We start from the raw sequence: 11,624 nt of genomic DNA, 5'->3' as shown, positions 1-11,624 counted from the left end.
TCAGATTTGACCAGTGAGGGCCGTTACCCGGATTCGGGTAACGGCCCTCACTGGGTTGGCAACGCTTCAGCGTGCCTCTGGCGAGGTGCCGACGCGGGCGGTGCGGTCCTGCCAGAGCCTTCCGGTCGAGGGCATGCACACCGAGGCACGTCATCAAGCGCCCATCAGCCCTTCTCTCCACCTCCACACGTGAGGGCTCCCCTACAACTCAACACGGAAATAGGCAGACATCAGGTACAGTGCGAGCGAATGCCGGTCCGCGGAGGCCCGGTTGGCCAGCAGAAGTATGTGAGCCCGGTACTCACAGAAGCTGTGCAGGGTGTGGAGCACCTACTCCGCGAAACAGCAGACGAAGCTTGGTTTCACACGGTATGTGGCCCTGATGCGCTGACCGGGCAGCGGTGAGGTGAAGCATGCCCGAAAGCCAGCGAAAAATGGCGGCGCGTACTCGTTCGCTGTACACCGGCGAGGGGTTCGACGCAGCCAAAGCAGGCATCGCCCGCGACCACTCCGCAGGGCTGGATGCCTGTGCTCCAGGGCAACGAAAACTACGTGCACTGCTCGCGCTCGGCTTGCTGAATCGCGGGTATGACTACAGCACTCCCGCCGGGTGGCACATGGCTGCCCTCTCCACGTACACCATCACTGCGTCTCCACGATTCCATCGCATGGTGCTCATCACTAAAGTGCCCCATAACGTGGTGGGCTACCTGCTCCCGAAGCCGAATGGGGTAGGCGGGTTGCCGGGCCTGAGGGTTGAGGAGCTCCGTGGGTACGGCACCTATGTCATGGGCCATCTGCCTACCAACGCCCAGTTCGTAGTCACGAATAATCCCTCAGGAAAGCCTGTCGGCGCACAAAGTAAGTCCTACGTCGACTTCTTCACCGTGGACGCTCCGCTCACCCCTGACGAACGCGAACAGTTGGCCGGCGTGCCTCCCATGACTGAGCACGCACAGTGTCTTCTGGCTGGCGTCTTCTGCCGCATCTCAGCACGAGACCCTCACCGCGGGTGGGCCATCGGCAACTGGTTCCATGACCCCCTGCGGCGCCCCGGCTGGCTCGACAACGACCGCAGCCTCGGTGAAGACCGGAACCTACAAGGTGCCGGTGACAGCTGGGAGCTGCGATGGGACTCATACCCCTATCCAGACGACCTGGCCGCGGCAATGACTGATCCGATCATCGGCATTCCCGGGGCTAGGACGGTGTCGGCACACGACGATCTCGCCATCACGCTCGGAAGCGCCACACTCCGCCTTCGCTCGCGACGTGCCTAGTCAGCCGTACGTCCTTCGTCCCTCTGCGCTGTCGACAGAAAGCACTCACGTCGTGATCGAGATCCTTGGGGCCGTGGGCACTGGCCTGCCTTGGTGGGCAGCCTGCCTGGTGGTCGCATTCACTGCCCTGGCCTACTTCTGCCTCCGGGCCCTTCGGCTGCTCATCCCAGAAAAGTCCAGTGATCGACTGGCATGGTGGATTGCCGTCCTGGAGCACCGCCGCCGTACCGCCGGGGCAGCCGTGCGACAACCCCGAGTCGCTGGGAGATACCGCCGGCCACACCACCGCAGCCGCAAGGGGCGTAGCGGCTCCACCCGCTCCACCTGACAGTCGTCCCGTGCACCCGTTGTGCAGCAAGGCACCCAGCGGCGAGGCATCTGCGCAGGTCAGGATATTCGGCGCAAGGTACGGCACTCCGGGGCGCACGCCCACAGTTGGGCGGTGGAGTTTCTGCCGAGGTGGTCCCGGTACGTGACGGTGCCGAGCAGGCGGTCGTGGAACAGGCGTGTGCCGCATAGTGCGCAGGCCTGTTCCGTCAGTTGGAGATTGCTCAACGTCTTCGGATCGGGAAGCGGAGGCACCTCGGACGGGGAGGTCACGGTGTCCGGTCCTGCTGCGTCCCGGTCACTGCGGCCACGCTCACGCGCAGGATCTCGTCCTCGGCGGCGGGGCGGACACTCGCGGGGTCTGCGTCCCACTCGCGTCCGCCGCTCGGAGGGCGGAGCTGGACGTAGGGGCCTTCGTGTCCCATCACGCGTCCGAGGCGCTGGCTCGCGGTGTCGATGACCAGCGTGCCGATGGTGCACCGCTCTGTGCTCTCGGGCGCCGTTCCGTCTGTGCTGGGGGTGCGGGGGCGGGTGCGGATGTCGTCCGTCATGTCGGTCTGTTCCATTCAGATCGGCCACACCCCGGGGCCGGTCGCACAGTCGCCGGGGTCCTCTATCGGTCGATACTTCGACAGCCGCGCGCCGGAGAGGAGTTGCCTGGCGTTGACTACCGTGGACAGTCCGGTCAACGCTTCATATGGAGGCAGCCCATGACCGAGTTCGCCACCCGCGCCCGCGCCGCTCTCGCGGAACGGGGAATGTCGATGCGCCGAGCCGCCCGTGCGCTCAACTTCGACCCCGCGTACCTGTCCCGCGTGTTGAGCGGAAAGCAAGCACCCTCCGTGAACCTGGCACGCGGCCTCGATCAGCTCGTGGAGGCAGAGGGCACGCTGGCAGCGCTGGTCAGTGGGCCGGTGAGGAGCAGCCCGGTGCAGCCGCCGCCAGGCGAAGGGGTCGCCTCGGACGACGACTTGGAGGCCGTGGAACTCGCGCGCCGCGTAGAGGCGAGCGATGTCGGCGCGGAGACCTTGGAGCGTCTGGAAGCGGCGTTCGACGGGATGGCCGTGGCGTACCAGACGGCTCGACCGTCCGCTCTCCTGCGCGACGTACGCCGGCACTCCGCGTACGTGACCAAACTCCTGGACGAGCGGACGACACTCGGCGAACACCGCCGTCTACTCGTCCTCGGCGGGTGGCTCTCCTTGCTCGCCGCGACCCTTCACGTCGATCTCAGAGAGGGTGGCGCCGCCACGTCCAGGCTCCGCACTGCGGCCTTGCTCGCCCAGCACGCGGAGCACCCGGAGATCCGCGCCTGGGCGTACGAGACCCAGGCGTGGCGAGCCCTCACCGCAGGTGACTATCAGCGAGCCGTCGAGTTGTCCCGAGCCGCCCAGGGCATTGCTCCTCGCGGCGGCTCCGTCGCGGTCCAGGCGACGGCGCAGGAGGGGCGGGCACGCGCACGACTCGGGGAGAAGGCAGCGGCGTACGGCGCCATAGAGCGCGTGCAACGGCTCGCGTCGACCATGGTCATGAGGGCACGGCCCGAGCACCATTTCCAGTACGACCCCGACAAGGCGACGTCGTACGCGGCGACCACCTTGGCGTGGATCGGTGATCCCGCTGCCGAGGCGCCCGCGCGCGAGGTGATCGGCCACCTGCCCCCCGGCACCGATTCGGCCGCGTGGCCTCGCCGCATCGTCACCGCTCATCTCGACCTCGCGCTCACGTTGCTGTCCCTCGGCCGACTCGATGAGGCCACCGACGCGGCCACAAGAGCGATCTCTTCCGGGCGTCTTCTGCCTGCGAATCACTGGCGGGTCCTTGAGATCGTCCGGGCCGTCGAGGCGCGCCGGCTTCCCGAGGCGCGGGAATTGCGCGAGGCGTACGAGGGCGTGTGCCTCTAGCGTTGCCCCAGGTTCGTGTGGTCTGCGTGGCCTCAGGATGTCGGCGCGGGCGGATCGGTGCGGAGGCCCGCCAGTAGGCGGTCCAGTGTCTGCTCCGCCGCTTGGAGCGTGCCGCCTCTGGCGATCCAGAGGGCCGCCTCGTTCATTGCTCCTGAGAGGAGGCGGGTCAGGGGTTCCACCGGCTGGTCGGGGGCGATCAGGCCGGCTGTGGTGAGGGCTGTCAGTGCCTCTGCGAGGTGGCGGGCCGAGGACTGTTCGTCCAGGGTTCGCCATTCGTCCCAGCCCAGCACCGCCGGACCGTCGACCAGCAGGATCTGGCGTACCGCCGGGTCCGTCCCCGCGGCGAGGAACTCCCGGCAGCCGGCCCTGAACTGTTCCCAGAGGTCCTCGTGGCGCTCGGCCGCCGTCGCGACCCGCTCGCCCAGTTCCTGCTGGACCTCGGCGACGACGGCCCGGAACAGGCCCTCCTTGCTGTCGAAGTGGTGGTAAGCGGCCCCCTTGGTGACCCCGGCGGCCCGCGCCACTTCGGCCAGGACCACCTGGTGGTAGCCGTCCGCCGCGAACCGGCGGCGCCCCTCGGCCAGCAGCGCCCGCCGCGTGGCCGCCCGTTGCTCCGCCCTGGTGATCGGCATCGCGCACACCGTCCTTTCGTCTCGGGCGTACTGGCCCCTTCTCATTTCGCGTACCGGGGGTATGCTAACGGCCAACGTTCGCATACCTCGGGTATGTGAGGATGAGGTGTTTTCGGCGATGAATGGATGTGCAGCCATGGCCACTGCCAAGCTCAGCGGGTTTTATCCGGTGCTCGCGACTCTGGACGTCGCCGCCGCCCGGGACTTCTACACCCGTCACCTCGGGTTCGAGGTGACCTTCGAGGCGGACTGGTACGTCAGTCTGCGTCGTGCCGATGCTCCGCAGTACGAGCTGGCTCTTCTGGAGTCCGGGCATCCGACCGTCCCTGAGGGGCATCGAGCCGCGCTTCAGGGTGGGCTGCTGCTCAACTTCGAAGTGGATGATGTGGATTCCGAGTATCAGCGGCTCGTCGTCGAGGCGGGGCTGAGGGAGGTACTGCCGCTGCGTACCGAGGAGTTCGGGCAGCGGCACTTCATCGTTGCCGCTCCCGACGGGGTGTTGATCGACGTCATCACCGTCGTCCCGGCCGGGGAGGAGTACGCCGACCAGTATCGCGTTCCGTAGGGGATCAGGACGTGGTGAGGGGGATCGGGCGGTAGTGCGTCGTCAGGCGGTTCGTGGCGTCGAGGATGTGGAACGTGACCGCCGGTGGCAGGTCGTGGTGGACGTGGTGGGTCGGGTGGGACTGGGGTTCCCAGGGGAGGCGGAGGGTGGAGACCACGCCCGGGGCCACCAGGAGGGGGCGGTTCGCGAAGGTGGTGGCCGCGGGGGTGTGCGCGTGGCCCGCGAGGAAGGCCGTGATGTTCGGGTGGCGTGACGTCAGGGCGGCCAAGCGGTGTTCGTCGTGCTGGCGGATGTCGTCCACGTAAGGGGTGTTCAGGGGCACCGGCGGGTGGTGGAAGCCGATCAGGACGGGGCTGGTGGGCGGGGTGTCGGCGAGGAGGGCGGACAGCCACGTCAGGGTTTCGTCCGCCAGGCGGCCGTGGTCCTCGCCGGGGACCGACGTGTCGCACAGGGCCAGCGTGAAGCGGTCCGTGGTGAGTGCGGTGTTGATCGGGGCCGCGCTCGGGGGCTCTCCGGGGGTCGCCGGTTCGTCCAGGAAGTGTTCGCGGTACGCCGCGCGTTCGTCGTGGTTTCCCGGGCAGGTCAGCAGGGGGTGCCGGGTGGTGAGGAGCTTGCGGGCCGCCTCGTACTCGGACGGGGTCGCGTGGTCGGCGATGTCGCCCGTGGCGATGATGGCGTCCAGGTCGTACGGAAGGCTGTTCAGGTACGTCATGACCGCCCTGGTGCGGGCGATGCTGCGGCCGTCGTCCTCTTCGCGCGTGTCTATGTGGGTGTCGCTCAGGTGCGCTATCACGATCGTCATCGCTGCGGGTCCTCGTTCGGTCGGTGGGCGACTGGGGGTGTGGCGTTCAGGGCGTCATGTGTCGTCGTCTCTATGCGCGTTACGTCTGCCTGTTCCGTGGCGGGGACCGGGGTGGACGTCGTGGCGCGGAGGTGGGCCGCGGCCGCGAGCAGGTGGGTCGCCTGGGCCGGGCGGCCCGCGCGGGTGTGGGCGCCCGCCATGCCTTCGAGCGCCAGCGCGATCAGGCCGGGGTTGTCGGTGGCGCGTGCGGTCGCGTAGCCCTCGCGGTGCAGGCTCAGGGCCTCCTCCGCGTCGCCCCGCTGTTCGGCGAGGAAGCCGAGCTCGGTGAGGAGCGCGGCCGTCTTGGGGCCCCAGTCCATGGCCCGGGTCCAGGCCAGCCAGGGGCGGAGGCGGGCCTCGGCGTCCGCCGGCCTGCCCCGGCGGCGGGCCGTGCGGCCGAGGCCCAGGTCGGCGAAGTACTCGCCGACGACGTCGGACTGCTCGACGGCGAGGCGGCGCGCCCGCTCGTTCAGGGCGTCGGCGCCGTCGAGGTCGCCGGTCAGCAGGGCGACGCGGCCGAGTCCCGACAGGGCGTGGGAGGCGTCGACCCAGAGGTGCAGGTCCTCTGCGATACGCAGCGCGTCGCCGTGCAGAGCGCCGGCTCTTTCGGGGTCGCCGGTGACCTCTGCGTGCACGGCGAGCAGGGCCATGGCCTGCGACTGGCCCCAGCCGTCGCCCAGTTCGCGGAAGAGGCGCAGGCTCTGCGCGCCCGCGTCGCCGAGCGTCGCCAGGTCGCTGACGGTCGCCGCCTGCCGGGCGCGGGTGCCGAGCGCGGCAGCGACGCCCCAGCGGTCGTCCAGGGCGCGGAGCTCCGCGAGGACGGGGGTGATCAGGTCCTCGCCCGCGGAGAGGTCGCCGCAGCCCTGCAGCGCGGCGGCCTGGAACCAGCGGACCCTTGCCCGTCGTACGGGGTCCTCTATGAGGGCGGGTGGGGTGCGTTCGGATTGTGGGGTCTGTGTGGTGTGCGCTGTCTGTGTTCCGGGCGGGGTGCCCGGGCCCGCGTCCTCCGCCGTGCGGGTCAGCGTGCCGACCGCGTGCCGCCAGGCCAGCGCCTCTGCGCGTACGCCCGGTGGTGCCTCGCCCGCCGTGGCCAGGGCCGTGTCGAGGGCGCGGCGTGCTCCGCCCAGGCGGCCGCGCAGGTAGCCGAACCAGGTCGTCGCGTTGACGAGGCGCAGCGCGCGGTGGGCGTCTGCGTGCCGGGCCGCGTCGTGGATGGCCGCGCGTACGTTGGCGGACTCGGCGTCCAGGAGGCGCAGGGCACGTCGCTGGGCGGGGCCGCGCAGGTCGCGGTCGGCCGCTTCGGCGAGGTCGGTGTAGTAACGACGGTGGCGTTCTCGTACGTCGGTGTCCTCGCCCGCGTCGTGCAGGTGCTGGAGGCTGTACGCCGCCACCGATTCGAGCAGGCGGTAGCGGATGCCGTCCGCCGTCTCGACGGTGGCGACCAGGGAACGGTCGACGAGGCGGGCGAGCAGGTCGGGGACGTCGGCGGCGGGGACGGCCGCCGCCCGGGGGCCCGCCTCGTCCGGGTCCGCGCACACCGCCTCCGCCGCCCGCAGCGTGCAGCCGTCCGCGTGGACCGCCAGGCGGCGCAGGACGACGCGTTCGGGCTCCGTGAGCAGGGCCCAGCTCCAGTCGATCATGGCGCGGAGTGTCTGCTGGCGGGGCGGGGCGCCGCGGTGGCCCGCGGTGAGGACGCGGAAGCGGTCGTCGAGGCGGGCCGCCAGTTCGTGGACGCCGAGGCCGCGGACGCGCGTTGCGGCGAGTTCGAGGGCGAGGGGCAGGCCGTCCAGGCGCCGGCAGATCGCCGCGACCGGGGCGGCGTTGTCCGCGTCGAGTGCGAAGCCGGGGGCGGTGGCGGCGGCCCGGGCGAGGAACAGTCTGACCGCGCTGGACGCCTGTAGCTCTTCCGGCGTCGGATCGGCTTCGGGGGGCGGCAGTTGCAGTGGGGGGACCGTCTGGAGGGTTTCTCCGGGTACGGCCAGTGGTTCGCGGCTCGTGGCCAGGATCCGCAGGTCCGGGGCCGCCGTCAGCAGCGACTGGACGACCTCCGCGGCTTCTTCGACCACGTGCTCGCAGTTGTCGAGCACGAGCAGGACGCGGCGGGTGCGGAGCGCCGCGGTGATGCGGTCCAGGAGGCCGGCCGGGGTTGCGTGGTCCCCGCGCGGTGCGGCGGTCGTCGTGACGTCGTCGCGGACGCCCAGGGCCGCTGCCACGAGCTCGGCGATCCCGGCCTGCGTCTGGCCGCGCGCGGACAACTCGACCAGGTGGACTCCTTCGTACTCCCCGGATTCCTCGTACGACCCGTGGTCCCCGTACTCCTCCATCAGGCGTCCGGCGACCTCGAGAGCCAGGCGCGTCTTGCCGACGCCGCCCGGGCCCGTGAGCGTGAGCAGCCGGCTGTCCTTGAGGTGTGTTCGCGCCTCCTCCACGGCGTCGGCGCGGCCGATGAGGTCGGTGAGGGGGGTGGGGAGGTTGGTGGTACGGCGACGGTGACGGTGACTCGGCGGAGTCGGTGGGGTCGGCGGAGCCGGTGGGGTCGGCGGAACCGGTGGGTTCGGTGGGGTCGGGGTCAGTTCCGGGGCGTGGTTCAGGATCGCCGTGTGCAGGGCGGTCAGGGCCGGGCCCGGGTCGACGCCCAGTTCCGTCCGCAGCAGGTCGCTCAGATCGCGGTACGCGGCGAGTGCCTCGCTCTGGCGGCCCGCGCGGTAGAGCGCGCGCAGGTGCGCGGCACGGAGGCGTTCGCGGAGCGGGTGGCGGGCCACCAGGTCCGCCAACTCGGCTATGTCACCGGCGAGTCTGCGGTCGTCGCCCTCTTCGACGCGGGTCTCCGCGCGGGCTTCCGCACGGTCCTCCAACGCCGTCAGCCGCTCCTCCTCCAGCCGGGCGACCGCGGCCTCGGCGAACGTCTCCCCCGCCACGTCCGCGTACGCCGGCCCCCGCCACAGCGCCAGCGCCTCGTCCAGCAACTCCACGCGTACGCGCGGGTCGGCGCTCTCGCGCGCCTTGTCCACCAGTACGTGGAATCGGTGGGCGTCGACCGTGCCGGGGGCGGTGGTCAGGGCGTAACCGGCGGGCTGGTGTGTGATCAGCGTGCGGGCTCCGGGCTCCGCGCCGTCGAGGACGCCGCGGAGTCGGGAGATCTTGCTGCGCAGGGTCCCGGTCGGGCGGGCCGGCAGGTCCTGGCCCCAGAGATCGTCGACGAGCCGGTCGGCCGGGGCGGGGCGGCCCTCGCGGATCAGCAGGTCGGCGAGGAGCGCGCGCACCTTCGCCTCGGGTACGGAGACCCGTCTGCCGTCGGCCGTCCACACCTCCAGGGGGCCGAGTATCGCGAAGCGCATGGCACCCAACGTAGTCCAGCCTGGCCGGAATTGATCACTCCGGGACTCTGAGCTCTGAGCTCTGAGCTCAGAGCTCTTGCCTCCTGCCTTCCGAGTCGGCCGCTCTCCACCGGAACCCCGCCGGCCCCCTCCGGAACCCTTCCAGAACCTTTCCGGAACCCCTGCCGCCCAGCCTGACGGCATGTCCACTTCCTCAGCTTCTACTGCCTCGGCGGCGCCCGACCCGTCCGCCCTACCCCCCGCAGGGCCCCGCGAGTGGATCGGTCTCGCCGTCCTCGCGTTCCCCGCGCTCCTGCTCTCCATGGACGTCACCGTCCTCTACATGGCGCTGCCCACCCTCGGCGCCGATCTCCACGCCGACAGCACGCAGTCGCTGTGGATCGCCGACATGTACCCGTTCATGCTCGCGGGCTTCCTCGTCACCATGGGCACGCTCGGCGACCGCATCGGGCGGCGTCGCCTGCTGATGGTCGGCGCCGCCGCGTTCAGCGCGGCTTCCGTGCTGGCCGCGTTCGCTCCCAGTGCCGAACTGCTCATCGCCGCGCGGGCGTTGCTCGGTGTCGCGGGGGCTTCGGTGCTGCCCTCGACGATGTCGCTGATCAGCACCATGTTCCGGCAGCCCGCGCAGCGGGCCGGGGCGTTCGGGCTGTGGATGATGGCCTTCTCGGTGGGTGCGGTCATCGGCCCGGTCGTGGGCGGTCTGATGCTGGAGCGGTTCTGGTGGGGTTCCGTCTTCCTGCTCGGTGTGCCCGTGATGGCGCTGCTCCTGATCTGCGCGCCCGTGCTGCTGCCCGAGCACCGCGCCTCCTCGCCCGGGCGCCTCGATCCGCTCAGCGTGCTGCTGTCGCTTGCCGCGATCCTGCCGGTGGTGCACGGACTCAAGGAGGTGGCGCGGGACGGCGCCGAGCCGCTTCCGCTCGCTTTCGTCGCTGCCGGGCTCGTCCTCGGCCGGATCTTCGTGCTGCGTCAGCGGCGGCTCGCCGATCCACTTCTCGACCTGCGGCTCTTCGCCGAGCGCGCGTTCAGCGGGGCGCTCGTCGTGTTCCTGCTCGGCATGATCACCCTGCACTCCCTGACCCTGTTCTTCACGCAGTACCTGCAACTGGTCGAGGGGCTCTCGCCGGTCCGCGCCGGGCTGTGGATGATTCCGTTCGTCGCCGGTACGTTCGCCGGTCTCGGCCTCGCCCCGCGGATCGCACGCCGCGTGCGGCCCGCCCGGGTCATCGCGGGCGGGCTGCTCGTCGCGAGCGTCGGCTTCGCGCTGATCTCGCGCGTCGACGCGTCGTCGGGGCTCGCACCGCTCGTCATCGGCAGCACGGTGGTCACGCTCGGCTTCGGGCCGCTGATGGTGCTCGGTACGAACATGATCGTGGGGTCGGCGCCGCCGGAGCGTGCCGGGGCGGCGGCCTCGGTGTCCGAGACCGGTGCCGAACTCGGCTCGGCGCTCGGTGTCGCCGTCCTCGGCAGCGTCGGTACGGCCGTCTACCGCGGGCAACTGGCGGACGCGGACGCCTTGGACGCCGTTCCGCAGGAGACCGCCGACGCGGCGCGCGAGGGGCTCGCGGCGGTGCGGGGCGCGGCCGACGGGCAGCTGGACGGGCTGCCGGACGGGCGTGCGGCCGAGGCGCTGCTCGGCGCCGCCCGGGACGCCTTCGCCACGGGGCTCGGCACGGTCGCCCTGATCAGCGCCGCGCTGCTGGCGGCGCTCGCCGGGCTCACGATGGCGTTGCTGCGGCACGTGCGTCCCATCGGGGCGCCGGAGGAGTGAGCGACGCGACGCGACGCCCGACGGGCGAACCCCCGGGAAAACCGGGGGTCACCTCAGCCGCGGAGGAACCGCACCGAAGGCCGGCCCCCCTCAGGAAGACTCCCCTCGGGAAGACCCCCGTCCCGAAAGCCCCCTTCCCGAAGGCCCCCCTCGGAAACGCCGCCCTCCCCCGGCGTCACCACCGCCCGCACCCCGTACACCTCGGCGATCAGCTCCTCGGTGATCACCTCGGCCGGGGTGCCCGCCGCGTACGCCGTGCCGTCCTTCAGGACCAGCAGGTGGTCGCAGAACATGGCCGCCAGGTTGAGGTCGTGCAGCGCGATCACGCTGGTGACGGGGAGTTCCGCCACCAGGGACAGCAGGTCCAACTGGTGCTGGATGTCCAGGTGGTTGGTCGGCTCGTCGAGGAGGAGCTCGCGGGGTTCCTGGGCCAGCGCGCGGGCGATCTGGACGCGTTGGCGCTCGCCGCCGGAGAGCGTGTGCCAGGCCTGCCCCGCGCGCTCGGCGAGCCCGGTGCGCGTCAGGGCATCGCGCACGGCCCGCTCGTCGTGGGCCGTGGGGGCCGACCACGCGCGGCGGTGCGGGATGCGGCCCAGGCGTACGACATCTCGTACGGTCAACTCGACCTGCGTCGAGGCGTGTTGCTCGACCACGGCGATCCGGCGCGCCACCTCGCGGCGGCCCGTGTCGGACAGCGGGCGGCCGTCCAGGGTGACCACTCCGGAGGCCGGGGCGAGGACGCCCGCGAGGAGGCGCAGGAGCGTGGACTTGCCGGATCCGTTGGGGCCGAGGAGCCCCACCATGGCGCCGTCGGGCGGCGCGAGGCTGACGCCGTCGACGACGAGCCGCCCGCCCGCCTCACGGGAGACCCGCTCGGCACGCAGGCCGGGGGCGTCAGGTGCATCCGGGGCGCCCGTGCCGTCCGGCGCGCCCGCGCCACCCGAGGCGTCCGGCACCATCACGTCGTAC

The 11,624-nt window shown here is 71.3% G+C and carries 9 protein-coding genes; 4 read left to right on the top strand and 5 right to left on the bottom strand.

Features of this window, described 5'->3' with window-relative positions; translation table 11 throughout:
- Positions 1-413: 413 nt before the first annotated feature.
- Positions 414-1,280, top strand: coding sequence for a hypothetical protein (locus tag ACZ56E_RS18920; RefSeq protein WP_471215459.1), 867 nt, complete (start codon positions 414-416; stop codon positions 1,278-1,280).
- A 596-nt stretch (positions 1,281-1,876) separates the two neighbouring features.
- Here the strand turns inward: ACZ56E_RS18920 and ACZ56E_RS18915 are convergent.
- A complete protein-coding gene (locus tag ACZ56E_RS18915; RefSeq protein ID WP_471215457.1) occupies positions 1,877-2,173 on the bottom strand; it encodes a hypothetical protein in 297 nt (98 codons plus the stop codon).
- Between the two features lie 144 nt (positions 2,174-2,317).
- Between ACZ56E_RS18915 and ACZ56E_RS18910 the strand changes: the two genes are divergently transcribed.
- The gene (locus ACZ56E_RS18910) at positions 2,318-3,511 is read left to right on the top strand and encodes a helix-turn-helix domain-containing protein (protein WP_471215454.1); all 1,194 of its coding nucleotides are present in this window, start codon (positions 2,318-2,320) and stop codon (positions 3,509-3,511) included.
- Positions 3,512-3,543: 32 nt separating this feature from the next.
- Here ACZ56E_RS18910 and ACZ56E_RS18905 read toward each other — a convergent pair whose 3' ends face one another.
- Entirely contained in the window at positions 3,544-4,143 is a 600-nt protein-coding gene (locus ACZ56E_RS18905; RefSeq protein WP_471215452.1) for a TetR/AcrR family transcriptional regulator, read from the bottom strand.
- A 136-nt stretch (positions 4,144-4,279) separates the two neighbouring features.
- Here ACZ56E_RS18905 and ACZ56E_RS18900 point away from each other — a divergent pair, with 136 nt between their 5' ends.
- On the top strand, positions 4,280-4,708 hold the full coding sequence (locus ACZ56E_RS18900) for a VOC family protein (RefSeq protein ID WP_471215450.1): 429 nt from the start codon (positions 4,280-4,282) through the stop codon (positions 4,706-4,708).
- A 4-nt stretch (positions 4,709-4,712) separates the two neighbouring features.
- On the opposite strand, the gene ACZ56E_RS18895 is transcribed toward ACZ56E_RS18900, so the two are convergent.
- Together ACZ56E_RS18895 and ACZ56E_RS18890 are read right to left on the bottom strand one after the other, a co-directional pair.
- Positions 4,713-5,510, bottom strand: coding sequence for a metallophosphoesterase (locus tag ACZ56E_RS18895; RefSeq protein ID WP_471215448.1), 798 nt, complete (start codon positions 5,508-5,510; stop codon positions 4,713-4,715).
- Positions 5,507-8,887: an AfsR/SARP family transcriptional regulator gene (locus ACZ56E_RS18890; RefSeq protein ID WP_471215446.1), complete on the bottom strand. Its 3,381-nt coding sequence runs from the start codon at positions 8,885-8,887 to the stop codon at positions 5,507-5,509. Before ACZ56E_RS18890 ends, ACZ56E_RS18895 begins: the two co-directional genes overlap by 4 nt.
- 181 nt (positions 8,888-9,068) lie before the next feature.
- Between ACZ56E_RS18890 and ACZ56E_RS18885 the strand changes: the two genes are divergently transcribed.
- Complete coding sequence (locus tag ACZ56E_RS18885; RefSeq protein WP_471215444.1) at positions 9,069-10,655, top strand: MFS transporter; 1,587 nt, start codon at positions 9,069-9,071, stop codon at positions 10,653-10,655.
- A 53-nt stretch (positions 10,656-10,708) separates the two neighbouring features.
- Here the strand turns inward: ACZ56E_RS18885 and ACZ56E_RS18880 are convergent, their stop codons facing one another.
- The gene (locus tag ACZ56E_RS18880; protein ID WP_471215684.1) at positions 10,709-11,614 is read right to left on the bottom strand and encodes an ABC transporter ATP-binding protein; all 906 of its coding nucleotides are present in this window, start codon (positions 11,612-11,614) and stop codon (positions 10,709-10,711) included.
- Positions 11,615-11,624: the final 10 nt, after the last annotated feature.

Source organism: Streptomyces sp. NPDC039480, assembly GCF_055597165.1.
The sequence above is the reverse complement of the archived record's forward strand: the minus strand, read 5'-3'. Positions and strand labels throughout refer to the sequence as shown.